The organism is Vibrio sp. 1978, assembly GCF_033344345.1.
In genome coordinates this window covers 198,650-223,308 of sequence record NZ_JAWPOP010000006.1, presented here as the reverse complement: position 1 = coordinate 223,308, position 24,659 = coordinate 198,650, and the positions used below count along the sequence as shown (strand labels likewise).

Here is a 24,659-nt window from a genome sequence, read left to right as displayed (position 1 = left end):
GATGAATGTAGAAGAAACGCCTTGTAAATTAGAAGATACTAATTTGACGAGAGCCCTTTAAAAATGGGAACTTTCATGCGATTGCCCTGTAACGCATTGCAAACGCTAATTTCTAATATTGAATATGTAAGTAACTGAGCTCCACCGACACTAGCTCGTGACGGTCATCGGTTCTCGGCCTTTTATAGGCAGGCCAAATACAAAGCTTGTATATGCTAACTAACGGTTTGAGCCGACAGTTAACTACTTCTACACGCTTAGTGCTTGGTTTTGATAGGTATGAGAAATGGAGATTTAAATTGTAACCTATGCCTAACCAACATTTGCTCGCCACTTTGTTAGCTTTGAGCGTCCCTCTGACAAAAGGGAATTACATAAATTTGTAATAGTTCTCGTTTTTTATAAATCAATCTTGCCAGAAATGCACTTAGGTGCTTATTATTAAAAATTATCTTGCTTGGTTTCTTTTCTAGTAGGAAAGAGGCCAACAGATGATTTGGGCACGCTACCGCCCCTAGGTCTGGCTCCTAGAAGCAAGTTTTAGACGTAGTGTTTAATGGTTGCGTTTCCAAACAGGAGACGAATTGTATAGTAAACACGTTGCAACTAAAAGTAGAACGTGTAAAAAGCTTGCAAAAAAATGTCTTTTTTCTGACACTTAACTCGCCATAAACGTGACGCTTTTTTTGTTGGCTTACTAATTATTAAACTCCTTCCGGCATAGCTGATGTTTGTATAGCTAGCGCGTTAACCTCAGAAGTCTAAGTGAAAATAGTTGCAATAATATGAATTGCATCACAACAGATTGCAATGCTACACAGTCAAATTTATGACGAATATCTAAGTCTCTCTAAACTTTCGGTTTTGCTGTTTTCTTACTCTCATTGTCCTTGCCTACAATACGCTCACTTATTCACCACTTTCTGCTTACCTTGTTCATTGCGCGATTGACTGAGCCGTCTTTACGTCGCGAGGTGTCGCTATATATGAAAGCAAATACTCGTAAGCGTGGGTTAACAAAGGAAAAGACGTCGTTTCGTTATGAAAGTACTGCACCACGGTGGGAAAAATACGGTTACTGGCTCTTGTCACGAGCTCGTATTACAAAATGGAAGTGTGCTGATCGACTATGGTTTGCTACAAGGTCAAGATAATGCTCAGCAGGAGAGTTTGAATATCGACTTTTCTATCTCTGATCTCAAAGCGGTTGTTCTAACCCATTCTCATATCGATCATGTTGGTCGGCTACCTTGGCTATTGGCTGCAGGTTATAAGGGGCCTATCTACTGTACGGAAGCCACCGCTGAGCTCGTACCGCTTATGTTAGAAGATGGATTAAAGCTCCAGTTAGGCATGAGGCGCCATCAAAGGGACAGCTTGCTCGATTTTATTCGAACGCTTATTCGCCCTTGCTCTTACTCCCAATGGATAGAGATAGAAGAACATACCTATCTTCGCTTTCAACCAGCAGGACACATTTTAGGGTCTGCATATGTTGAGTTTCATTTATCAAACAATGAAGTTGTTGTGTTCTCGGGGGATTTGGGACCTCGTAACACGCCTCTCCTACCTGACCCGGTATCGCCTGAAAAAGCTGACTATTTGTTTATCGAGTCAACATACGGCAATAAAGTTCACGAAGATGTTGAGTCTCGCAGTAGGCGATTGCTTTCTATTATTGAGCATGCACTTCAGGATGGTGGCGTAATTGTTATACCTGCTTTTAGCGTCGGGAGAACTCAAGAGTTACTGTTTGATATAGAACAGCTTATTCATGAGCACGCCTTGCAAGATTCTCTGCCTATTATTCTCGATTCTCCTTTGGCTAAAAAGGTAACTACTCCCTATCGGCAATTTAAAAAGCTTTGGGGAGCTGAAGCGAAAGAGCGGCTCGAGCATCACCGACACCCTCTTGCGTTTGATCAATGTATTACCGTCGAAAGCCACACTGACCATTTAAAGCTCGTCAATCGACTCGCTAGCACGGCAGAAGCTGCTATCGTGGTTGCGGCCTCTGGTATGTGTGAAGGTGGACGTGTCGTCAATGATTTAGAAGCATTGCTGCCAGATAAAAGAAATGATGTGTTATTTGCAGGCTATCAAGCAGAAGGGACGTTAGGTCGGCGAATTCAGGATGGAGAAGAGAGCATCTTGATTGAAGGAAAGCGCGTTAGAGTGGAGGCTCAAGTACATACCATGTCAGGTTACTCTGCACATGCGGATAGGGACGATTTAATACAGTTTGTTTCTGGTATTCCTACTCCTCCGAAAGAAGTTCACCTAATTCATGGTGAACAAGAGTCGAAAAGATCGCTTTATCAACAACTGATAACCCTCGGATATAACTGCGTTATATAGTGAAATGAACAATCATTTAATTTCGAGGCAATATAATATATCGCAAACATAGTTTTTCGAGTTCATTGATATAATTACGTTAAGATTCAAAAACAAGTCATGAACAAGGACTCAGGTTCAAGAAAATTAACAAAGTTATGAGCATGTTCTGGATTCAGGGATATAATTTCTATACGAAATAAATTATAATCGCCGACTTGTAAGCAATTGGCTAGTCGATAACAACTTATTCCATTCCTATGACAGACAGTATGAGCGACACGCTTCAAGAACGAGAAGCTTCTGAATTAACTAAGCATAATTCTATCAGCATAACATCAGCATTGGACGAGTTATCCGCAAGTGAATCAAATGCTTGCCTTTATATCTACTGTCCAAAAGAAGACGAAGCAAAAATTGCTCAAGTACTTAAGAGGCATCCTGAGATTAACGCTCAGGTTAATAACTATTCTCTTAGAGACTTCAAGAGCAAAACGCTTTGCCACTTCAAAAGCTCGCATCTAGATCCTGAGCAGCAAGCGTTTCTTGTCGCGGCGACAGAGCTAGGTGCTTGGGTTGAGCCATTAGTGAGCTATTTTGACCGTTCACTCGGATATACTGAAACGGAGCTTTTGCACAGCGGCTACTTCTTACACCAAAAAGCTTTTTCTATCCTCTCTAATCGTAAGAACAGCTGGCAAAAACGCTTCATCGATCTGTTGTTTGTCTTCATGCTGTCATGGGTTGCTATTCCAGTAGGGCTTATTACGGCACTACTCATTAAGCTTGAATCGCCAGGTCCGGTATTCTTTAAACAGCGTCGTACCGGCCAGTATAATGAAGAGTTTGAAGTGATTAAGTTTCGCTCGATGCGGAACGATGCAGAAAAGAACGGAGCCCAATGGGCAACAAAAAATGACGCGCGCGTAACGAAAGTCGGCTGTTTTATTCGTAAAACTCGCATTGATGAGCTCCCTCAGTTAATCAACGTACTAAAGGGAGAGATGTCGATGGTTGGCCCTCGCCCAGAACGTGAAGTGTTCATCTCTGAATTGGAAAAAGCCATTCCTTACTACCGCTTTCGTCACGCCGTTAAACCAGGGGTAACTGGTCTAGCCCAAGTAAAATACCCTTATGGCGCATCGGTAGAAGATGCTATTTGGAAGCATAAATACGATATCTACTACATCAAACACCAAAACTGGATGATGGAAGTGAAGATTCTTTTCCTTACGATTAAAACAGTGTTGTTTGGGATGGGGCGCTAGAAAACGGCGAATTCAACCGAACGGATCGTAGGTATAAAAAAGAGCAGCGCCTTACGGTAGCTGCTCTTTTTGTATGCGTATTTTGTGGTTACTAGGTTCTACGGAGATTTGCGAGACTAAGACTTGCGCTTAGTTCGGTGTTTCATTGTACCCTTAACGGCATAAACAGAAAATGTAAATAGACTTCTTGGCAAACTCAAACCTACTACGTCTCTATAGAACTTCCATTGGTATGATAAAACGCTAAACTTGTTAGCTGTCATACCACTATCCATCCGATACTTTGCTAATGGCTTAGGTAGACAGTAAGCTTTTGGGGTATCTTTCAATATATCTAACCACAATCCCATATCCTGACGTTTACGAATAAGCGGCATATAGCGCTTACCTAGTGCCTGTGTGTCATAAACTGCAGTTAGACATCCGATAACGTTACTGTACATGAGTTTTTTGTACGTTGTATATTCTGGTGCAGTTACAACACTTAGCTCTTCTTCACTATTAAAACGGCTGTAGTGGGTATAGGTGAATGAGTATTGATTTTCAAGCATAAAGTTTATCTGATCGGAGAGCTTCGTTTCCACCCATAAATCATCCGCATCAAGAAATGCGATAAAGCGACCTCTTGCCTTCTCAATTGCAGCATTTCGACTAGCACCGGCCCCAAGGTTTTTATTATTTCTAAAAGTAACAATTCTTGAGTCTTTTTCGGCTAGTGATCTTAGCAACTCCCAACTACCATCAGTAGACATATCATCGGTAACGACCCATTCCCAATTTGAATAAGTTTGAGAAACTATCGACTTATAAGTGTCCTCTAAAAACTCTACTGAGTTATAAAGTGGTGTTATTATAGAAACGAGATTATTCATAGTAGTTACTTCTGGCTTACTGTGTTAGGTATATTAAATGTTCGTTCGAATTGCTGATAAGAAGCCGCTGCAAAAAATAACAGTATTGGCATGTAGATTATGTTGTAAAATGTATCGTATACGACACCTGCAATAATAAGTAACACTGTCCCTAACAATAGAGTAAAAGAATAGATATTTCTATGAATAAAGTGCAAAGAAAAAAGCCAAATAACAAAGATCAAATGGAATAACAAACCAACTGCACCCCATTGTGAAAACCAAAATATATAAACATTATCACCAACATTGGCTAAAGACTTATTTGCTCCCATAGAGAATAAGTAATTTTCCTGCATAATATCGATCAATAATTGGAAGTGCTCCATTCGTTTATATACAGATGGTATTGCTTGAATATCGCCAGATATTATATGTTGAATCAATTGGTTAAAGTAGGGATTACTCGTCAAGTAATATAGAATAAAACCGCTAATGGAGAACGCTAGCCCTACAACTATTGCCTTGTAAATAATAGGGTAATAAAACAAAACCACTAGTGCATATAGCATCAAGACAATTAAGGTTACCCCCCTAGAAGTTGTCGCGACTAACATCATTAGGTGCAAAAGTGCAATCACAGATATCATGATATGATTACGTTTCTTTACATATAGGGATACGAAATAAAAATATACTAAAGACAAACAGATTGCCAAAGTGTTTGGGTTTCCAGATAACCCAGTGACCCTACCTAAACCACCACTTACTTTCTCGGCTGAATATAAGATACTTACCATCGAACTCTTCATTAATCCTGGAAATATAATTTGCAAAATAATAAAGGAAGCCTGTATACACAGATAGAGTATCAATATCTTATTTAATTTTGATTGTGGGATAGGTTCGTTGGAATAAAAAACAGAAAAAACAAAGAAGTAAAGAATTGGCCTAAAAAACTCAAAGAGATCTCGAGAAACAAGAGATCGCCCTTCTATTAGGCCTGTATAAAAAGAAGCAAACATTACTGTAAAAACGAGGAACAAGTATGCTGCGTGACGTGCCTTTACTTCGCCTTTTCCAAAAAAATAGACCACTATAAATGACAGCATAATTAGTAGGTCGAATATTCTATTCAAGGCATCTACAGAAGAGTTTAATCGGAATAGAATTAATAATAATAGTGTTGACACTTGTTATTTTGCCTTAATAACCAGTCGTTTTAACTTATCATAAAGGTAATAAACTGAAAAATCCGAAAATAGTGCAAAAATACCTTTTTCAAAAATGTATTGCATAGCACTTACAAACGGCAATTTTACAATATATATAAATCTTGGGATTTTGTACGCGCTCTTCTTATGCCTATCTAAAATAGAGTTGTACTCTTCAAGAACACCTATTCTTGTCAAGATTCTGTCATTTGATCTTGTCTTAACACTAGTAAGAGATGTTGATGACTCAACAACAGTATAGAAATTTTCATTGAGTAACTTATATTTTTGGCAAAAAACTCCGGCTGTAAGAGAAAAAATCACGTCGTTAGATACCAATGTCTCTGAAAATTTAATATTATTAGTTCTTAAAAAACTGGTTCTATAAATCTTAGACCATGGTACATGAAACCAATATAAAATATCATCGATACCTAACTTGGCTTTTTTATAAAGATAGCTATAAGCCATAGTTCTGTTACTCGGGTTACCATCGATCTTTACTGAGGAGGGACAGCTAAATAAAATATCGTAAATATGATACTGTTGAAGCTGATTGATAATTTTCTTTAATTCGATGACATTTACTTTATCATCTGCATCTATGAACGTAACCCAATCAGATTTAACGTTTTTAAGACCAATATTTCTACAGGTACCAGCACTATTTTCTCCTTCATTTGATAAGAAATTTACCGTGCTGTACTTGAGCTTTAAAGCCTTTAAACTGGATTGATCATTACTTGAGTCATCAATTACGATTAAACTGACTCCATCAACTGAAGTCAAATCCAATAAAAGATGATCCAATGATTCGAACGAGTTATAATGAGGTATGATTGCAGTCAACAAACTCATAGCTTAAAGATGCCTCTAAATTTATTATAATAAACTGAGATCAAATTAGACTTATTTTTGTAGTAATTTTCCCACTCAACCGCAGTGTCCATTAATTCTTTACGACCCGTCACATAATATAATGCTTTAAGCTGATTTACGTGTATAAATTGATAGTGGACCGTACAAGGTCGAATGCGTTCCTCATATTCAATATGATTTAAATCATAAGTGGTCCACTTTCCTGTATCATATTTTTCTAGAATAGAAGATAGAGAATCCAAACATTCGTCTAATACTTTGTATGCTTGCTTATCATTAGTAAAATAAGCAAAATCTATTATGCCAAAAATAGAAAACATGAAACCATTTAGCACTTTCGGGGGCTTAATACTTGGATATTCGAGATAAAATCGACCCTCCGGCAACATACAACTGATGTCTGACTCGCTATCTATCATAGTATCAAACGCACGCTTAGCACTGTTAAGATATTTTTCTTTTCCTGTTAAATCATATGCCCTCAGTAAAACAGAGATCGCTCGTGATTGAGCCATCGCTGATTTCCAAGGAGACTTTACATGGAATTTATCAACGTTAGTATAAGCGAGCCAGAATCCTTCCTCTGTTTGATTCTCCACAAACCAATCTGAAATATTGATAAATCTCTCTTTAGCTGATTCATCTTGTTCATCCCAATACTGATGTAGATATGCCAGTGCCATTTGACCAATAGCTATCGGAAAGTAATGCATTGAACTTCCTGAACTGGAATCCACATAATGAGGAATTACAGGGATGCCTTTATTGTCAAAGTGGAATCGTTGACTTCTATGAGCCAACATATCGTCGATATTATACTTGAGGAAGTAATATTTTTTCAGTTCCTTATTGAATTTCACATAATCATATATAAGAGGATTAAAAATATCGTTATATAGCTTCTTGATATAAAAAAAGATCTTGTTCATTACATACAACTCTTATTATCTAACATCACTTTTAATGCCTCTTTAATTGTGGAAACATTCAAGCTCATTAATAACTTCACTAAAACCTTAAACAGAATGATTTTTGAATTATACTTAGGATAGTTTCTAACCATCAAAATGTTTTCAAAAATCTTCTGTTTCCATCGAAAGGAATTTATTTCATAGCTAGATTCAAGTCTTGACAATGAGTGTTCAATATTACCAATTTGATTTATTGTTATTTCACGATTTTCATTTAAACGATAAAAAAGAGAGAAATCAACTCCATAAAAACTAAACCTTGAATCAAATACACATCCATACTTCTTCTTCAAAATATCAACAGCTTCTCTATTAATGGTTAACCCACTGTTTATTGATTTCACTCCTGAGATATACTCGTCATTATCAATAATGCTATTATCATTAATTTTTATCGGATAAACCTTTTCACCGTTGTAGGTGACAGTAGGAGCAATTACATAGGGGCCAGTGACATTTTTATGTTCAAAGAAGGTCCTGTCACTTATATCAGTATCATCATCAAAAATTGTTACGCTCTCATAACCTTTATACCTATTGTGAATTATTTCATTATAGATACAACTTAAACTCTCATTAATATCCGATAAAATAACATCAACCCCCTCTAACTGTACATTAGTCAGACCGGACTCATTAACCCAGACAACTGTTTTGTATTCCTTACAAGTAAGCATTCCCAGCTGTCTAAGGCTGTTGATTGTGGGGATCGAATGTGGATCCTTATTATGGGTAACAATTAAGATGAGTTTATATGTATTCATATTTGTTTTAAATCAGATTAAAGTGCTTTTTAGTTTCACACAGGAATGAACGCACGCTGTCAAAAGATTTTCTGTGTTCTTGCTCAATATGCTCTAAGACTTTATGCATAGTTTTACTTGCCCATTCTAACTCTGAATCATCAAAGCCATAAGCCAAGCCATATCGATCAGTTTCATTTGGGTACCATTGCTCCTTTGTCATGTTATTATTTGGAACGACTACAGATTCACAACCACACAATACAGCAAATAGAGAGTAAGCGGTGTAATCATCATAGGATACAAACCTTTTACTTTTCTTTAAGATTTCTGCGACTTCATGATGTGACATACCATCTATAGGAACTGAGTTATCTTTATGAACTTTATTTTTTTTAGACCCCTTTCTGACAATATGACTCTCAATCGTACGCTCCTCTACCCCTTTTGTATTGTAAATATCTAAGGGATAGTAGATTACTTTAAGTTCATGACTTGATGTCTTTGAATAGCAATACTCGAAGTCTTTGATCCCGGAGTTAAACTTAAAGTAAAGCTCTCCAGCACCAAACTGAAATTCACGATGAAAATGACCAGGTTGATGTAGAAACCATCTGACAACATTTTTTGCGTTAAGAGGATTACCAAAAGTAAACTCGGGGTATAACACTACAGCATTACTTTCTTTGACTTGTGATGCCATACAAACAGGAGTATGCCAGGCTGGATGAACCTTAATCTTTCTAAACCTTTTGATGGTTACCGATAGGGCCTTTTTAACACTTGATACAAACTCTTTCTTACTATTGAACTTAATCCTTTCTGCCTTCCTAGGTACTAAGTATGCGTCGTGTCCTTCAACTTGATTTATCAGATGACACAGGCGGTGCAACACTACACTACCACCACTATTGCAATCGTAATCAGGTGCATATATAAAAACTTTCAATTACTACCTCTCCAATTCAACCTAACATGCACTTTTTTTGACATAAGATACTGGACTGTTAATAACAGAATTACACATATCACACCCTGAATGGTAAGAATAGAAAACTGAAGAAAACGCTTTTCTGGAAAAGAAATAAGCTCACTGAAAATATAAAAATATAAAACAGAAAAAGAAATCGAGGGTATTAGAGTATGGGTAAAAAACTTATATCCATTCGAAAAGTACTTTACAAAATTGTAACCACTCCATATGAAAAACAATGTTGTAGATGTCACAGCATAAAAAACAGCCATACCATTGGCCAAGTATAATGTTGCTATTATAACGTTAGAAGGTATAACTAGAAAACTATAAGCCGCATATACTTTTGTATGCATTCCTAACTGGCCAGTACTGTATCTAAACAGAAAGCAAAAATTAGACAATACCGTAAAGGTTGAACCAGCAAAAATCCAAGGTAAATATTGAAAAGATTTTTCAGATAAGAAAACATCCCCACTCCAAATATATAGCAACCTCTCTCCATGAAAGAACATAAAAGAAGCTAACGATACTGAAATCACAGATATAACTTGAAAGAACTTATAAAAAAGACTTCCGTATTCATCATATTTTTCGTCATTTATCAACCTAGTGAGCCTCGGCTGAAGTAATTGGCTTACTGGCTCACTTAATACCGTCAAAAGAGCTGTTACAGAAAAAGCAACACTATAAAATGTATATTCTTTCAACTCCATTGTCGCTGTTAATACTAGCTTGTCAGATTGATTTACAGCGATCCACAAAACAGATAAAAAAGAAAGTTGAACGGCGAAATATAGGACTTCTTTTAAACTAGAACTCGGCTCATGTTCTTCAGTAGATTCTGGTAACGTCTCAATTACTTTACGCTTATAAACTCCCCCAAAATAGACAAATAGTACGCTAGCCACACTCACTGCTACTATCTGAACGATAAAGTACGAGCTAATATCATTACTAACATTTTTTATAATCAACAATGCAAACGGCTGAGATAATGTTATATATACAAAGTTTATTGCAGATATTAACTTGTGTTTTTCGCTTGATAAAAGAATGCTTTTAAAAGGGCCTTGAATGTACTTAATAGCGAAAACACAAAACATGGATGACAAACAAAAAACCACACTGCTTTCATCCAAACCAGTCTTCAGCCATTCTGTTCCATATAGGTTAGCTATCACTATTCCTATAACAGATACAGAAATTGATATTACAATAAAGACTCGAATAACTTTATTAAATAACTTAATGAATTCTTGGTATTTGTGCTTACTGGTTCTAGACGTAATTGACTGTCGGGTTAATACTCCACTAACTCCAACATCTAAAATATTAAGACAGGCTTGTATCACTGTAAATAGGCCTACTAAACCGTAGGCCTCATATCCGACTTCATCTATAACGAAAGGTATTAGTAGAACAGCAATAAGCGCACTATATACTTTTGATAAGTACACAGCACCTATAGTTGTAAATTTCATTTCAGTAGAAGCTTTTTATTGTTTCAATTACCATATCTACTTCTTCATCTTTCATGTTATAGAAAATTGGCAATCTCAGTAATCGCTCACTCTCTCTTGTCGTATATAGATCATCACCAGAAAATCTTGAGAATTTTTTCCCAGCAACTGAGCTGTGTAATGGAATGTAATGAAACACAGATATAATTCCATTTGCCTTCATATGTTCAATTAATTTTGTTCTCTCGTTAATATCTTTTAGTTTTATATAGAACATATGCGCATTATGAGTACAATAAGAAGGTACATATGGCAGTTCAATTAAGCCATTTTCTTTAAGTTTGCTTAACGAACCGTAGTACGTTTTCCATATTGTCAGCCTTCTTTCATTGATCGCTTCAAAGTAGTCTAGCTGTGCACGCAGATAAGCTGCTTGGATCTCTGATGGGAGGAAACTACTACCAAGATCGACCCAACTATATTTATCGACCATGCCTCTAAAAAATTGGCTACGATTCGTCCCTTTTTCTCGTATAATCTCCGCTCTTTCTTTGAAACGTTCATCATTAATAACTAAGAGGCCGCCCTCACCACCACTAGAATAATTTTTTGTTTCATGAAAACTAAATGCACCTAAATGACCAATTGTTCCTAAAGGTTTGTTTTTGTAGAAAGAGTTAACTCCTTGCGCGGCATCTTCAATGACAAAAAGATTATATTTTTCTGCTAGCTCCATAATTGTGTCCATTTCACAAGCTACACCTGCATAATGAACTGGTACTATAGCCTTTGTTTTACTCGTAATTGCTGCTTCGATCAGGTTTTCATCTATATTCATAGTGTCCGGACGAATATCAACAAAAACAATTTTGGCTCCTCTAAGAACGAATGGATTAGCACTACTAACAAATGTATAGCTTGGAACAATAACCTCATCACCCTCTTTAATATTTACTAGCAATGCGGCTAACTCTAAAGCATGAGTGCAAGAAGGAGTAAAAAGAGTTTTTTTTGCTGAAAGCTTTTTTTCAAACCATTTCTGACAATCTAACCCAAAGTAACCGTCTCCACATAATTTTTGGCTTTTCATGGCCTGGTCAATATAATGTAACTCTTTTCCAGTAATAGGCGGTTTGTTAAATGGTATCATTTCTTTCTTCTTCCAAAAACTTTTTTTCTAATTCTATAAGGTTCCGGCTTCTTGCTTTCAACCTTTTTGCGGGATTGCCCAAGTAAATAGACCATTCTTCGGTAGATTTTCTAACTAAGCTCTTTGCACCAACCGAAGTTCCCTCAGAAAGCCTAACACCCGGTAGAACAACAGAGCCCGCTCCAACAATTGAATGCTTACCAATACTTGTTTTCTTTTTAATTTCTTTACGATATATACTTGGCACTGTTGGATTGGTCATTGTTTCACCAGAGTAGTCATCCGATTGACTAAAAACCTGGACAAAATAAGCCAAGCCGGAAAAGTCATCTAGTTCAACACCAGGTTCCCCTCCAGCAACAAGACAGTGAGGTGCAATGTGCACATTTCTTCCCATTGTAATTTTTCCAGATAAGACACAAAAATCATCAACTCTAGAAAAGTCACCTATTTCAATTAACTCTGGGTTATATATAGAAGCTTTGTCACTGATCTTTACATTCTTTCCAATCTTTTTAAAACCCAATTTATTGAGTTGCTCTTCGTTTAAGTACGCCATTACATTATCCTTTTTGGAATTACATATCTTTACTTGTATAGTTTCTTGTACTCATCTAAATTCAATCCCACAGTATCCTTACTGGATAATATAGGAGCAGATGAAATGGGCCAATCTATATTTAATGTTTCATCATTCCAAGCGATTGTAATCTCAGATTTAGGGTTGTAATAATCCGTACACTTATATACAAACTCAGCCACATCACTCGTCACATAAAAGCCATGAGCAAAGCCTTCTGGAATCCACAGTTGGCACTTGTTTGCTTCAGAGAGGTATACTCCAACCCACTCACCAAATGTATCAGAACCTCTTCTCAAATCCACGGCGACATCAAACACTTCACCAGAGATTACTCGAACAAGCTTGCCTTGTGTGTTTTCGGTTTGAAGATGCAAACCTCTTAATATCCCTTTCTTGGACTTAGAATGATTGTCTTGTACAAACTCTGTTTTTTGATGTGTGACTTCTTTTTCAAACTTCTCTTGTTGCCAAGTTTCCATAAAAAAGCCGCGTTCATCACCAAAAACTTCAGGCTCAATAATTTTCACATCAGGTATAGATGTCTCAATGACTTTCATTTTTTGTAGTCTTTTAAGTTTGTTAACGCTGAACGCCAATCACTAACTTTAATGCTAAAGTCCTTAAAAATTCTACCGCAATCAAGCATAGAATTAAGGGGCCGCTTAGCTGGCGTAGGGTATTGTGCAGTTGTAATATTCGAAACATGAGGCAAGGCTGTAATTAATTGCTCCTGATATGCTCTTGCAAATATTTCATTAGCAAAGTCATACCAACTCACATGAGGCTCACCTGAGAAATGATATATGCCGCTCATTTCTTCATTAAAATCATCACTCTTGCTCATCAGTTTTATCAACGCATCTGCAATATCACCTGCATAAGTAGGCCCGCCATATTGGTCACCGACAATATTCAAGTCATTACGAATTGTGGTTAACTCCAACATTGTTTTGACAAAGTTTCTGCCGTATTCACTAAACACCCATGCTGTTCGCAATATTATATATCTTTTACAATACGCTCTTACAGCTTCCTCACCTGCCAATTTACTTTTCCCATAAATTGATTGAGGATTTGGGGTATCACTCTCCAAATAAGGCGTTACTTTATCACCATCAAACACATAATCAGTCGAGATATGGAGTAATAGACTATTATATCGCTCTGAAGCAATAGCTAGATTCTTAGGACCATCAGCATTAATTTTGTAACAAAGATCGGCTTCACTTTCCGCTTTATCAACAGCGGTATAAGCAGCAGTATTGAATATTACATTTGGTGAAACCTCTCGAACTGTTTCATCAACTAAACGAAAGTCGGAGATGTCAAGAAGCTCCTTATCGTACTCAAATACCTCTACTTCTTTTCTGTTTTGCAGCGCCCTTGACAAACATTGACCAACCTGACCTTTCGCACCAACTATCATTACCCTCATTGCGAGCCCCTTTTGCGCTCACCTTGAACCAAGCGACACAGATACTGCCCATACTCATTCTTCATCATCGGCTTGGCAAGCTCTAGCATCTTTTCATCCGACAACCAACCATTTCTCCAAGCTATTTCTTCCAAGCATGCAACCTTTAATCCCTGCACGTTCTCAATTGTTTGGACAAATGATGATGCTTCATGCAGACTTTCATGTGTACCTGTGTCAAGCCATGCAAAGCCACGTCCCAACAGCTCTACATTTAAGCTACCGTCTTCTAGATACATCTGATTCAGAGAAGTTATCTCAAGTTCACCTCGCTCTGAAGGCTTTACTTTTTTAGCCCAATCTACAACTCTATTATCATAGAAATACAATCCAGTTACGGCGTAGTCTGATTTAGGCTCCTTTGGTTTTTCTTCGATGGACACAGCCTTGTGATTATCGTCAAATTCGACAACACCAAAACGCTCTGGATCTTTTACTCTGTAACCAAAGACCGTCGCTCCGTGTTTTCTTTCTGCCGCATTCTTTAACGTTGTAGAAAACGATTGACCATAGAAGATGTTGTCACCCAAAACCAAGCAGACGGAGTCATCACCAATAAAATCTTCCCCGATAATAAAGGCTTGGGCTAAGCCGTCGGGCGTCGGTTGCACGGCATACTCAATGTTGACACCGTAATCCGAACCGTCACCCAGCAAACGAACAAATCCAGCTTGATCTTCAGGTGTAGTGATGATGAGGATATCTTTGATTCCAGCTAACATCAACGTTGATACCGGGTAATAAACCATTGGCTTATCGTAAATAGGTAGCATTTGCTTAGAGGCTCCACGAGTCAAAGGGTAAAGCCTTGTACCAGAACCTCCTGCGAGAACGATGCCTTTCACATTTACTCTCCCTTTCCAAAACGAGCTAGCTTATAGTCTCCCGATAATACTCTTTGCCACCAATGCTGGTTATTCAGGTACCATTCCACTGTTTTCCTAATTCCGCTCTCAAAGCTTTCTTCAGGTCTCCACCCGAGCTCTCTTTCGATTTTCGATGCATCGATAGCATAACGAACATCGTGACCCGGCCGATCTTTCACATATGTAATTAAGTCCTGATATTTCGTAATACCTTTTGGTTTGTTTGGAGCTAATTCATCCAATAACTCACATATGCTCTTGACCACTTCGATATTTTTCTTTTCGTTGTGACCACCAATATTATAAGTTTCCCCAATTTTTCCTTCGGTCACTACTGTGTAAAGAGCGCGAGCATGATCTTCAACAAACAACCAATCTCGAACCTGATTTCCATCACCGTATACTGGCAATGCCTTTCCATCGAGAGCATTTAGGATCATATGAGGTATTAATTTTTCCGGGAAATGGTAAGGTCCGTAATTGTTAGAACAGTTCGTTACAAGTATCGGTAAACCATAAGTTCTTCCCCAAGCCCTTACGAGGTGATCTGAACCCGCTTTACTAGCAGAGTAAGGACTACTTGGCTTATAAGAAGTGTTTTCTGTAAATAAGTCACTTGTTCCCTCAAGATCACCATACACTTCATCAGTAGAGATATGGTGGAATCGAAAATTACTTTTTCTTTCTTCAGGAAGGCTGACCCAATATTCACGGGCCGCTTCTAACATGTTGAATGTCCCAACCAAGTTAGTTTGGATAAAATCACTAGGTCGATCTATAGAACGATCCACATGAGACTCAGCCGCGAGATGCATAATCGCATCAGGTTTTGTTTCCAATAAAACTTTTCGAACTAATTCAATGTCACAAATATTTACTTGTCTAAAATCATAGCGGTCTACATATAAGTTCGACTCCGGAATTGACTCTTCATTCCCGGCATATGTTAAACAGTCTAAATTAACAACACTATCATTTGTGTTACCCAAAATAAATCTTACAACGGCACTACCAATAAAGCCCGAACCACCAGTAATCAATATTTTCATTATTGTTAACCTTTTAATTTTCTAATGTCGATAGTCTTAGCTTATACTTTCACTAATTAAAATGTCTTCTAAACGCAAAATTTAATAGAATTATAGCTAAACCAAAAGAAGCCCCTAAGAAAGTTCCTATAATACATATTAATGCACGTTTAGGCTTCGACTTAACTTCCGGAGTTACTGCAGGGTCGACAATTTTAAACACGAATTCTTCTTGTACTTCTGCTAACATTAAACTTTTCGTTTGCTCTTCTATAAGCTTATAAAACGTACCTTGCATAGTTGCTAGCGATGTTTTATCTAATTGAGCATGTAAATATTGTAAGTTTTTCTTTGTATCAGAGATTGTCCGCTCTCTCATGTTTCGATTTATATCTTTAATTAACCAAGTAACCCAGTCCTTTGCGATGAAAGGTGAGTAATAGTTGACTGATATAGAGTAGAGGCCACTATCTTTATCTTGTTCAATATTAAATACCTCTTTCACGAACACTTCGTAGGCTTCTTGTAAGGTAGGCTTCCTTCCCCTTAATCCTTTTGCCTCTCTAAGCCATTCACCTGTACCTTCAGAATATACGTCAGAATCAATGATAAGCCTGTCATCTTTCATATCCCAATTGTTTACAGCCATTAGTGGAACTAACAAATCATGTTGTGTAATAAAAGACTCAACAAACTGACGAGATTTAATTACCTGTACAGCTAACTCAGTCTGACTTTTTTCCGAACCACCTATATTGACACCAGCGAGAGCTGCTAAGCCTCCCAGTTGACTTGCCATATTTGCTAAGCCACCTGAACTTGAAGAATAAGAAGGTGCTAAAAGAGCATCAGCTTTGTAGATATCAGGTTGCTTGATTGCAAATATAATTGAAGCAATTGCAAATATGATTGTACTACTTATAAGAATCCATTTACCTTGCCAAATTACGTAAAGCAATTCTTTTAAGCTAACCTTGTCATCCAAAGCCTGTATTGATGGAATTTCCATCATGTTGGCATTATCTAAATCATTCATCGTTTTTCAATTCAAGACTGCTCCAAACTACGTTAATTACAATAATAATGTTATTTATGTTAAGATATTTCCTCACAAACCCAACATCTTGCTTACCGGTGCGCACTTCTTATTAATATTTACTTAATGGCATTAATCGCGACACCTGTTTGATATAGTATTTGCGTCGCAGCAGTCCAAGTACTCAACGCATCGCGGTAATCCGTATCAATAGGTACAACAATTGTGTCGCCAGCTTTTAACCCTTCTTTGTTATTTCCAAACCAGTAACCAGAGGATGGCTTATATACAGAACCATCTGCACGCACTACAAAAATACGGTCTTCGTCTGCTTGTTTCTTAGCTCCACCCGCTTTGTTCAGATAATCATCGACGTCAAGTTTGTTATCTAATAAGTAAGTAATTGGAACCTGAACTTCACCCATGATTGATACTGTGTTTCGGAAAGTCGGAACAAAGAGGAAGTCTCCATCTTCTAGCATAAAATCAGCTGAACGCTCACCCTTTAAGATGCGATTTAACTGTACCACCATACGGCCAAGAGCTTTGCTGCGACTTGCTTCCTCAACAAATGCTAACGTTTTTTCTGGGTCTGAAATTACAGAACCTATATTGCTATCTGCTCGGAACGTCTTCTTCGCTGTTTCTTTTCGCATATCTGCGGCGTATTGGTTTAAAAGCTTCTGCTCTTGTAAACGCAATGCTTCACGCGTAAATATTGCTCCTTGAGGGTGAGCAAACTCTGTCAGACCGCCAGCTCGGTCCAATAACTCACTTAAGGTTTCACCTTGACGCACGGTATAGGTTCCAGGGAAGCGAACTTCACCCTGTAGAGTTACTGTGCTTTGTAGCTTCACATTTGGCTTTTCTAAGATGTTCAAACGATCTCGGCCTACGATAATTGCATCGTCTGAAGCACTGCCTTGGATTGCTTTACGCAAATCAATACGCTCGACATCAATATACGCACGCTCATCCGCACTATTAATCGCGGTTCGTGCTAATTCTGCATTAATTGTGAATGCGTTGTAAGTCAAACCACCAGCTGCTTCAATAAGCGTTGATACCGTCATTCTTGGAGTAATCGGGTAGCGTCCTGGGTGCTTCACTTCACCAAAGACTTCAGCAATTTGAGGGGCTAGCCCTAAACGAGACTGCTGCTGAAGTTGTAACAACACTGGGGCAAGTAAAGTGCGACGAGTATTTTGCTTCAGCTTTTCAAAGTCTTCCTCTGTAATCTCTTTACCACGGAAAATGATTTTAGCTGGTTTCGCCTGCTCAGTAGTGTTCTGGTTGATAACCATACCGTCTGCAGAATGCGAAACGGCAACAGAAGAGCTCATCACTTCTTGCTCTTTCTGTTGTTCCAACTCAGCTTGCTCTTGCGCTTGCTCCAATGTTTTTGCTTTTGAAACAGCCTCTTGTGTTGCCAATGTATCCAAGTCTTCGTTATTAAAGCGGTTGAAAACCAATATACGATCTCGTGATTGTAACTGGAGGTTGTCTTGGCTACCTGGTGATAGAATTGCGTTGGCTAAACTTAGTTGGAATACTTCAATATCACGCTGTGGATTAACCTCTCTTACCACAACGGCATAGTTAACATCAGCTGTAGAATTAAAAGCTGAGTCAACAGATTTGAAAAGATCGGCAACACGAAGGCCATTGTACCATTCCACATAGCCAGGATGACGAACATCCCCCTCTATCTGCACGTAACGAGTAAGCTCTTCGCTTTTTTTCAAGATCATGATGGCATCGCCATTTTTAACTTTACTCTGTCGATCTTGCGTTTTATTGAAATCAAGCGTCAAAGCCTCACGAGCGCCATGTGAAGCGTAGCGTTTTATCTCTAATTGCTCGACATGGGCATTCGCAGTAAAACCACCAGCCATCTGAATAAGTTGCTGGTATGTTTCACCTTGCTTGACTTCATAAATTGCAGGACGGTTGATCTCGCCTTCGATAGACACTGTTTCGTTAACAGAACCAATTAACACAACATCATCCGGTAGTAAGCGCACATCATTACTTGCATCACCTTTTAGTAACAGGTCATACATATCCAACTTACGAATGATTTTACCATCACGCTTTAGTTGGATATCTCTTAGTGCCCCACTTTCACCAAAACCGCCACTGTAATAGATAGCTTGTGAAATTGTCGTTAACGCACTAACCGTATAGGCTCCCGGCTTATATGCATCCCCCATGACAAACACTTGCATGGTACGTAGTTCACCTAATGAGATATCACTGCGCACACCAATCATTTGTTCTTTTACACGTTGTGTCAGAGAGTCTCGAACATCGGAAAAGTGCATGCCAGCAACATTTACTGGCCCAAGTGAGGGGAAGTTGATTGTGCCCGCACGATTTACGCGTAAACGATGCGTTTCATTCTCCTTACCAAACAACTGCACAATGATTTCATCACCTGCACCCACTGTGTAATTTGCTGGCACAGGAACATCACTGATCGGAGCAAAGGTGCTTGGAGAACCAGCAAAAAGATCTAAACCAAAGCGTTTAAGCTCTTCCTGCTCACCTTTTTTGAGCCGTTGTTCTTCGATATTGGAAGATACAGCGCCACTAGATTCAGCTCTAGGTTGGATTACTTGCGGGTTTTCGTAAGGAGACTTGTTTGAAGATGAACTAGAAGGAATGGAGAAACCATATTTACTCGCCAAGGCCTGTTGTTGGTCGGCGGGTAGATTTTGAAACATTTTCATTTGTTCTGGAGTGGGTGTTTGTGCCATTGAATAAGACGCAAACGTACTTGCCAATATAAAAGCGGCAATAGAGAAATATCCTTTAAACATGGTATGTCACTATAATAATTGAATAAAAGACCCTAGCCCCAAGTTTGAGCTCTAGGTATTTAAATTAGAAACGGTGCTGAAAACCCAATGTAATCGAGTTAAGGCGAACTTGGTCTTCAGAGACGTTATCAACGAACTCAAATATCACTGCGCTTTGGTTATTTAAAGCGTAGTGCATACCTAACCCAAAACTAAATCCTTGTTCTTTGTGAGAACCTACATTTTGTAGATCAAGCTGAACGCTTGAATACCCAGCTAAACCATAAAGTGCAACTCGCTCTGAAACCGGCATATTCAACTTAACAAAGCCGCTCAAAGCGCTATCAACAGCAAGACCAGTGTCACGTTGAACTGATGTCCCATAACGTCCTTCGAGACCAATGTAATCATTAAAGAAGTACCCTGCTTGCGCACTAAGAAGGAAAGGACTCCCCTCTTTTACGGGCTCAGAAGACGAGCTTTTCAATTCTGCATTTGAGTAGCTCACTAACGCACCAACATAAAAATCGGCTGACGCTGAAAAAGAACTCAGGCTTAAGCCCAGTGCACTAAGTATTCCTAAACAATGCTGCTTTCTTATCACGTAAAAGTCCCTAGTACTGGTAATAATATGGGCTGCCAAAGCAAAGTTAAGCGTGCTATGCAGGCCATTAAATACTGAAGAGTTGGCACGCTACCGCCCTGAGGCGTTGAGCGTAAGCCACTGTATCATCGCTTTCTATATGGTGTAAGTAAAAACGACCTATTGACTCCAAGCCTCTAGTGCTAGAGGAAATAGGCCGACAAATTATGCACTCTTGATAGTTTATCAGCAAGCAAGGGAGCAAGATAACCGCACAATGTCACGCTGGTGTTAGAAATGAGATCGTAAGCCATAGCAAAATAAGAAACTATTTACATGCTAAGGCTTTTTTATCTAGAATATAATTTGGAGCATTTTTTATGCTACCAAACATCGATGTTTTTATACCGGATACACAAGGATTAATAATGAAGAATACAGCTCTAGCTATTCTTATGGCTCTAAGCGCATCAACTGCATTTGCAGCAGAAGAAGCAGGCTCAACAGGCGCTGCGTCTGCGTCAGCAACTGGCACTACAGCTGTAGGTGTAGGTGCAGCAGCAGCAGTAACTGTAGTAGCAGTTGCAGCGTCAGATAGCGACTCAACATCTACTTCAACATCTACTTCTACTTCTACTTCTAACTAATTTCGTTTTGTAGAACAGAAGCCAATCGCCCTGATTAAGTCAGGGCGATTTTATTTGTAAGAGGGATCAATGAATATCTTCCGAATACCTAAATGGATACGCCAACTCCTCATTCTTCCACTACTCCTTGTACTCTTTGGTTGCACACAGAAATTCAATGATGTTTCAGCAACCGTCCAAGAAGCCTACGGTAACTACATCGATGTCGAGATGACATCAGAAGAAATAAATGCCGTTCCTTATGCCAGTGCCTATTTGAAACTTGGAAATCAAAAACAGGTGTTTGTTGTTTTAGCTTTTGCGGAACGAAACCCTCTCAATGGAAAAATACAACTGAAATGGGTAAGTGCTGACAAAGCTATGATCGTTACGGAGAATGGGCATATCGTCAAAACGATAGGTCTACAAAATGGGGACTTAGCGGGTGTTTATGGTGACGTGCCAGATTTTTCTTCAGATTCAGCCTCCATGAGCTACACACTCTCATACGATTGGGTAAAACAATATCGTTATGGCTTTCCTGCAAATGTGAATCGCTTTTATGCAGGCAAAGAAACGTTGACGACACCTATTTCTAACACCATGACCGACGTATATAAAGAAGTCGTTGAGTTTAGCAGCCTTTCTCAGTCGGTAGAAAACTACTATTGGGTCAATGAACAAGGTCAGGTTGTTAAGATCTTACAACATCTAGGGCCAAATATGATTCCGGTTGAGTTAACCATTTTAAAGGGGTATAGCAAATCATGAGCAAGCGACTACTCACATTATTCGGTTTGATCATGCCATTTTTGAGCATATATAGCTTCGCTCAAACAGAAACCTCTACTACACAGTCATTAAATGTTGAGTTATTGGAGGTAGGTAAGCAGCTACAATTTCAAGGGCCGGCTCGTTTAGAAAGTGTGTTAGCACTTGCTAAGGAGCAAAGCGTCTCGCTGCAATACCCTCTTGGTACGACTTTGTTTGATAAATCGGAACGCGCCAATAAGACCTCTACCGCCTTAAAGAACTCGGTGCTCAATCAAATGATTCAACACAATTTGGTTGCACATCCATTCTACAAATTCATTCAGAAGCAGAGCTTTGCACCACGCTTACTGTCTGCGATCGATGTTGATAAAATTCGACTAAATAAATTCGACAACCCACTGTTGCGCGGCAATTACCTGCTCGCAAGCCCTCTACGCGAAGAAAAAGTGTACTTCTTGGGAAACCTAAACAGCGTGTATTCCATTAAGGAGCAAGCAGGCATCCCTTTGCAGACACAAATAGAGAGTTTGAAAAGTAATATTGGTACGTTATCAACGTCGCCAGTGTTGATCTACCCAGATGGTCATGTAGTTAAGCCGCATCACGGAGCTTGGTTAACAACACAATATTACTTACCACCTCTAACATTGGTATATGTCCCGTTTGGTGATCTTGAATACTCCGAAATGGACCAAGATATTGTCCGGCTACTCACTCAACTGATACCAAATTCCATAAAGAGACCACAATGATGCCAATTAGAAAAAGCTTAACCCTTTCTTTAATGGGCCCAGCATTGGTTTGGGCTCAAGAAATACCCTTTGAGGCTCCCTCGTTACAGCCTTCTCAATCTGACTTTGGTGGTGTTGGCTTAATGCAGATGCCAACCGGACGTATGGCTCCTGAAGGGGAATTCAACTTTTCGGTAACAGGTAGTGATGAGTACCTTTTTTACAATGTGACTCTGCAACTCATGCCGTGGTTAGAAACAACTATCCGGTACACTCGAGTTCACGATCTGCCTTATTCGTCATCCTTCCCCGATGTTGACAATGAATATACAGACAAGGGGATAGATTTTAAATTTAGATTATGGGAAGAATCTGAATACATGCCAGAAATCGCCCTAGGGGTACGAGACTTTGCTGGTACTGGTCTTTTTGATGCTGAGTTTCTTGCGGCGACAAAACGATATTCTAATTCGAAATTAGGTACTTTTGATTTTACTTTAGGTATGGGCTGGGGCTACCTAGGAACTAGAGATACGGTCACAAACCCTTTTTGTAAAGCATCAGACAAATTCTGCGATAGACCTTCAGAATTTCTATCTACTGGCGGAACAACTAACTTCGATAGAGCCTTTAAAGGCCCTGCTGCCCTTTTTGGTGGTATTGAATATCAAACTCTTCATAAGCCTCTTCGCTTCAAGCTTGAATACGACGGTAACGATTACAGCACAGACTACCCTGTAGTTCAGGCCGGTGTAGATATGTCTCCCCACACGCCATGGAACTTTGGTGTGCTCTATCGTCTAGGAATGGCCGATTTTCGTTTAAGTTATGAACGTGGAGACACGCTGGTCGCGGGCTTAACGCTAAACACTAATTTCAATGACATGCCATCATTCTGGCGAGACACACCAACACCAGAAGTAGAAAGCAATCAGCCAGAAGAACTGTCTGATGTTGACTGGGAACGTGTAACAGAAGATTTAGACAAAATTGCAGGTTACCAAAACACGCGCATTTATGTTGATGACAACACCGTAACTGTCGTTGGTGAGCAGAAGAAATATCGTGACCGTACAGAGGCACATGAAAAAGCGGCAGCTGTACTCCATAATGAAATGCCTGACGATATTGATACCTATGCGATCAATGAACGCAGCCGAGGCTTAGTCGGCGAACAAACGATTATTTCCAAAGAGAAATATCGCGACTTTACACAAGTTAATTACATCAATCCGAAAATAGAAGATGCAACCGAAAAAGCTAGCAATAAGCCTAGTGGAGAATCTGTCTATGATGGTTTTGAGCGTTTTGATTGGGGCTTTGCACCGAAGCTTGTTCAAACTCTCGGTAACGCAGAAGACTTCTACCTCTTTAGTGTAGGACTAAGCGGTAATGCCTCATACTGGCTGACGGATAACCTTGAAATTGGCGGCTCCTTATACTGGGATTGGTATAACAACTACGATAAGTTTAACTATGTCACTCCACCTGATGGTACTACCGTTCCTCGTGTTCGCACCATGTTCCGCGCTTACCAAAATGAACATACTGTAACCATGTCAAACCTACAATTGACTTGGTTCCAAGAGTATTCCAATACGATGGACCAGCAATTCTACGCTGGCTATCTGGAGAGCATGTTTGCCGGAGTCGGTACCGAGTTTCTTTACCGACCACAAGGAGCTAACTGGGCGATTGGCGCTGACGTCAACTTAATTTCTCAACGTGATCCACAAAGTTACTTCGGTGTTTACGGTGAGAAATGGCAGAACGTGCCAGAATATGGACGTCCATTCCAAGTTATTGATAAAGGATTCACTGGTTTTGTATCTGGTTACTACTACCCTCAATGGGAATTCCTGCAAGATTTGATGATCCAAGTCGATATTGGTCAGTTCCTAGCTGGCGATGTTGGTACACAAATCAATGTTTCTAAGCAGTTCAAGAGTGGCGTAATTGCTGGCGCCTTTGCCTCATTTACAGACTTGTCTGCGGACGAATTTGGTGAAGGTAGCTTTACTAAAGGTTTCTACTTGTCGATTCCGTTTGACATCATGACCGTTAAGCCAAGTAACAATCGTGCGAACTTTAGTTGGCAGCCTCTTACTCGTGACGGAGGGCAGAAGCTCGGCCGCAAATACAGCTTAATTGAGTTAACCGACGAACGAAATCCTTGGTACCAAAGACCTAACCGTTCGGATGTGGAATAATAAAGTAATCAAGGGAGCTGCGGCTCCCTTTTCATATCCAGATACTGAGTCATAGAAGACTAAAACCTATCTTCCTGCTTCCAATAGCGCTACTTTTC

The 24,659-nt window shown here is 39.1% G+C and carries 22 protein-coding genes; 6 read left to right on the top strand and 16 right to left on the bottom strand.

Annotated features, from left to right (window positions below; all coding sequences use genetic code 11):
* Positions 1–1,041 precede the first annotated feature (1,041 nt).
* Together R8N49_RS08840 and R8N49_RS08835 are read left to right on the top strand one after the other, a co-directional pair.
* Complete coding sequence (locus tag R8N49_RS08840) at positions 1,042–2,358, top strand: MBL fold metallo-hydrolase RNA specificity domain-containing protein (protein ID WP_258489625.1); 1,317 nt, start codon at positions 1,042–1,044, stop codon at positions 2,356–2,358.
* Positions 2,359–2,597: 239 nt separating this feature from the next.
* Entirely contained in the window at positions 2,598–3,605 is a 1,008-nt protein-coding gene (locus tag R8N49_RS08835) for a sugar transferase (RefSeq protein ID WP_309304207.1), read from the top strand.
* Between the two features lie 116 nt (positions 3,606–3,721).
* On the opposite strand, the gene R8N49_RS08830 is transcribed toward R8N49_RS08835, so the two are convergent.
* From R8N49_RS08830 to R8N49_RS08755, 16 genes are all read right to left on the bottom strand, one after another.
* Positions 3,722–4,477 (bottom strand): glycosyltransferase family 2 protein, encoded by a 756-nt coding sequence (locus R8N49_RS08830; RefSeq protein WP_237309246.1) that lies wholly within the window; start codon positions 4,475–4,477, stop codon positions 3,722–3,724.
* Positions 4,478–4,482: 5 nt separating this feature from the next.
* Positions 4,483–5,649 carry a hypothetical protein gene (locus R8N49_RS08825; RefSeq protein WP_256949875.1) on the bottom strand — a complete coding sequence of 389 codons (1,167 nt, stop codon included), beginning with the start codon at positions 5,647–5,649 and terminating at the stop codon, positions 4,483–4,485.
* 3 nt (positions 5,650–5,652) lie between these two features.
* Positions 5,653–6,528, bottom strand: coding sequence for a glycosyltransferase family 2 protein (locus R8N49_RS08820; protein ID WP_258489621.1), 876 nt, complete (start codon positions 6,526–6,528; stop codon positions 5,653–5,655).
* Positions 6,525–7,478 (bottom strand): D-glucuronyl C5-epimerase family protein, encoded by a 954-nt coding sequence (locus tag R8N49_RS08815; protein ID WP_237309243.1) that lies wholly within the window; start codon positions 7,476–7,478, stop codon positions 6,525–6,527. The genes R8N49_RS08820 and R8N49_RS08815 overlap by 4 nt, the downstream gene beginning before the upstream one ends.
* Entirely contained in the window at positions 7,478–8,284 is an 807-nt protein-coding gene (locus R8N49_RS08810; protein WP_237309242.1) for a hypothetical protein, read from the bottom strand. The genes R8N49_RS08815 and R8N49_RS08810 overlap by 1 nt, the downstream gene beginning before the upstream one ends.
* Positions 8,285–8,291: 7 nt before the next feature.
* Positions 8,292–9,212, bottom strand: coding sequence for a WavQ (locus R8N49_RS08805; RefSeq protein WP_237309241.1), 921 nt, complete (start codon positions 9,210–9,212; stop codon positions 8,292–8,294).
* Positions 9,209–10,720: a lipopolysaccharide biosynthesis protein gene (locus tag R8N49_RS08800; protein ID WP_256949873.1), complete on the bottom strand. Its 1,512-nt coding sequence runs from the start codon at positions 10,718–10,720 to the stop codon at positions 9,209–9,211. The genes R8N49_RS08805 and R8N49_RS08800 overlap by 4 nt, the downstream gene beginning before the upstream one ends.
* 1 nt (position 10,721) lies before the next feature.
* The gene (rffA, locus tag R8N49_RS08795) at positions 10,722–11,849 is read right to left on the bottom strand and encodes a dTDP-4-amino-4,6-dideoxygalactose transaminase (protein WP_237309239.1); all 1,128 of its coding nucleotides are present in this window, start codon (positions 11,847–11,849) and stop codon (positions 10,722–10,724) included.
* Complete coding sequence (locus tag R8N49_RS08790; protein WP_237309238.1) at positions 11,836–12,408, bottom strand: acyltransferase; 573 nt, start codon at positions 12,406–12,408, stop codon at positions 11,836–11,838. The genes rffA and R8N49_RS08790 overlap by 14 nt, the downstream gene beginning before the upstream one ends.
* Positions 12,409–12,437: 29 nt before the next feature.
* Positions 12,438–12,989 carry a dTDP-4-dehydrorhamnose 3,5-epimerase gene (gene rfbC, locus R8N49_RS08785; RefSeq protein ID WP_237309237.1) on the bottom strand — a complete coding sequence of 184 codons (552 nt, stop codon included), beginning with the start codon at positions 12,987–12,989 and terminating at the stop codon, positions 12,438–12,440.
* Positions 12,986–13,867 (bottom strand): dTDP-4-dehydrorhamnose reductase, encoded by an 882-nt coding sequence (gene rfbD / locus R8N49_RS08780; protein WP_237309236.1) that lies wholly within the window; start codon positions 13,865–13,867, stop codon positions 12,986–12,988. Before rfbD ends, rfbC begins: the two co-directional genes overlap by 4 nt.
* Positions 13,864–14,751 (bottom strand): glucose-1-phosphate thymidylyltransferase RfbA, encoded by an 888-nt coding sequence (gene rfbA / locus R8N49_RS08775; RefSeq protein ID WP_237309235.1) that lies wholly within the window; start codon positions 14,749–14,751, stop codon positions 13,864–13,866. Before rfbA ends, rfbD begins: the two co-directional genes overlap by 4 nt.
* A 2-nt stretch (positions 14,752–14,753) precedes the next feature.
* Positions 14,754–15,821 carry a dTDP-glucose 4,6-dehydratase gene (rfbB, locus tag R8N49_RS08770; RefSeq protein WP_237309234.1) on the bottom strand — a complete coding sequence of 356 codons (1,068 nt, stop codon included), beginning with the start codon at positions 15,819–15,821 and terminating at the stop codon, positions 14,754–14,756.
* A 52-nt stretch (positions 15,822–15,873) separates the two neighbouring features.
* Positions 15,874–16,836 (bottom strand): Wzz/FepE/Etk N-terminal domain-containing protein, encoded by a 963-nt coding sequence (locus tag R8N49_RS08765; protein WP_237309233.1) that lies wholly within the window; start codon positions 16,834–16,836, stop codon positions 15,874–15,876.
* A 119-nt stretch (positions 16,837–16,955) separates the two neighbouring features.
* Complete coding sequence (locus tag R8N49_RS08760; RefSeq protein WP_005395821.1) at positions 16,956–19,658, bottom strand: SLBB domain-containing protein; 2,703 nt, start codon at positions 19,656–19,658, stop codon at positions 16,956–16,958.
* Between the two features lie 64 nt (positions 19,659–19,722).
* Complete coding sequence (locus tag R8N49_RS08755) at positions 19,723–20,241, bottom strand: porin family protein (protein WP_005395819.1); 519 nt, start codon at positions 20,239–20,241, stop codon at positions 19,723–19,725.
* A 407-nt stretch (positions 20,242–20,648) separates the two neighbouring features.
* On the opposite strand from R8N49_RS08755, the gene R8N49_RS08750 reads away from it, so the two are divergent.
* From R8N49_RS08750 to R8N49_RS08735, 4 genes are all read left to right on the top strand, one after another.
* The gene (locus R8N49_RS08750) at positions 20,649–20,867 is read left to right on the top strand and encodes a hypothetical protein (RefSeq protein WP_005395817.1); all 219 of its coding nucleotides are present in this window, start codon (positions 20,649–20,651) and stop codon (positions 20,865–20,867) included.
* A 69-nt stretch (positions 20,868–20,936) separates the two neighbouring features.
* The gene (locus R8N49_RS08745; protein ID WP_005395815.1) at positions 20,937–21,617 is read left to right on the top strand and encodes a YjbF family lipoprotein; all 681 of its coding nucleotides are present in this window, start codon (positions 20,937–20,939) and stop codon (positions 21,615–21,617) included.
* Entirely contained in the window at positions 21,614–22,372 is a 759-nt protein-coding gene (locus tag R8N49_RS08740) for a capsule biosynthesis GfcC family protein (RefSeq protein ID WP_258489614.1), read from the top strand. Before R8N49_RS08745 ends, R8N49_RS08740 begins: the two co-directional genes overlap by 4 nt.
* Positions 22,369–24,561, top strand: a complete 2,193-nt coding sequence (locus R8N49_RS08735; protein WP_256949872.1) for a YjbH domain-containing protein — start codon at positions 22,369–22,371, stop codon at positions 24,559–24,561. The genes R8N49_RS08740 and R8N49_RS08735 overlap by 4 nt, the downstream gene beginning before the upstream one ends.
* Positions 24,562–24,659 lie beyond the last annotated feature (98 nt).

What these genes read in the sequence shown, in the direction of transcription:
- R8N49_RS08765 (WP_237309233.1), bottom strand. Translation starts at nt 16,836, where the DNA reads ATGAATGATTTAGATAATGCCAACATGATGGAAATTCCATCAATACAG.
- R8N49_RS08820 (WP_258489621.1), bottom strand. Translation starts at nt 6,528, where the DNA reads ATGAGTTTGTTGACTGCAATCATACCTCATTATAACTCGTTCGAATCA.
- R8N49_RS08740 (WP_258489614.1), top strand. Translation starts at nt 21,614, where the DNA reads ATGAGCAAGCGACTACTCACATTATTCGGTTTGATCATGCCATTTTTG.
- rffA (WP_237309239.1), bottom strand. Translation starts at nt 11,849, where the DNA reads ATGATACCATTTAACAAACCGCCTATTACTGGAAAAGAGTTACATTAT.
- R8N49_RS08800 (WP_256949873.1), bottom strand. Translation starts at nt 10,720, where the DNA reads ATGAAATTTACAACTATAGGTGCTGTGTACTTATCAAAAGTATATAGT.
- R8N49_RS08815 (WP_237309243.1), bottom strand. Translation starts at nt 7,478, where the DNA reads ATGAACAAGATCTTTTTTTATATCAAGAAGCTATATAACGATATTTTT.
- R8N49_RS08835 (WP_309304207.1), top strand. Translation starts at nt 2,598, where the DNA reads ATGACAGACAGTATGAGCGACACGCTTCAAGAACGAGAAGCTTCTGAA.
- rfbC (WP_237309237.1), bottom strand. Translation starts at nt 12,989, where the DNA reads ATGAAAGTCATTGAGACATCTATACCTGATGTGAAAATTATTGAGCCT.
- rfbB (WP_237309234.1), bottom strand. Translation starts at nt 15,821, where the DNA reads ATGAAAATATTGATTACTGGTGGTTCGGGCTTTATTGGTAGTGCCGTT.
- R8N49_RS08745 (WP_005395815.1), top strand. Translation starts at nt 20,937, where the DNA reads ATGAATATCTTCCGAATACCTAAATGGATACGCCAACTCCTCATTCTT.
- R8N49_RS08810 (WP_237309242.1), bottom strand. Translation starts at nt 8,284, where the DNA reads ATGAATACATATAAACTCATCTTAATTGTTACCCATAATAAGGATCCA.
- R8N49_RS08735 (WP_256949872.1), top strand. Translation starts at nt 22,369, where the DNA reads ATGATGCCAATTAGAAAAAGCTTAACCCTTTCTTTAATGGGCCCAGCA.
- R8N49_RS08840 (WP_258489625.1), top strand. Translation starts at nt 1,042, where the DNA reads ATGAAAGTACTGCACCACGGTGGGAAAAATACGGTTACTGGCTCTTGT.
- R8N49_RS08760 (WP_005395821.1), bottom strand. Translation starts at nt 19,658, where the DNA reads ATGTTTAAAGGATATTTCTCTATTGCCGCTTTTATATTGGCAAGTACG.
- R8N49_RS08790 (WP_237309238.1), bottom strand. Translation starts at nt 12,408, where the DNA reads ATGGCGTACTTAAACGAAGAGCAACTCAATAAATTGGGTTTTAAAAAG.
- R8N49_RS08830 (WP_237309246.1), bottom strand. Translation starts at nt 4,477, where the DNA reads ATGAATAATCTCGTTTCTATAATAACACCACTTTATAACTCAGTAGAG.
- R8N49_RS08750 (WP_005395817.1), top strand. Translation starts at nt 20,649, where the DNA reads ATGAAGAATACAGCTCTAGCTATTCTTATGGCTCTAAGCGCATCAACT.
- rfbD (WP_237309236.1), bottom strand. Translation starts at nt 13,867, where the DNA reads ATGAGGGTAATGATAGTTGGTGCGAAAGGTCAGGTTGGTCAATGTTTG.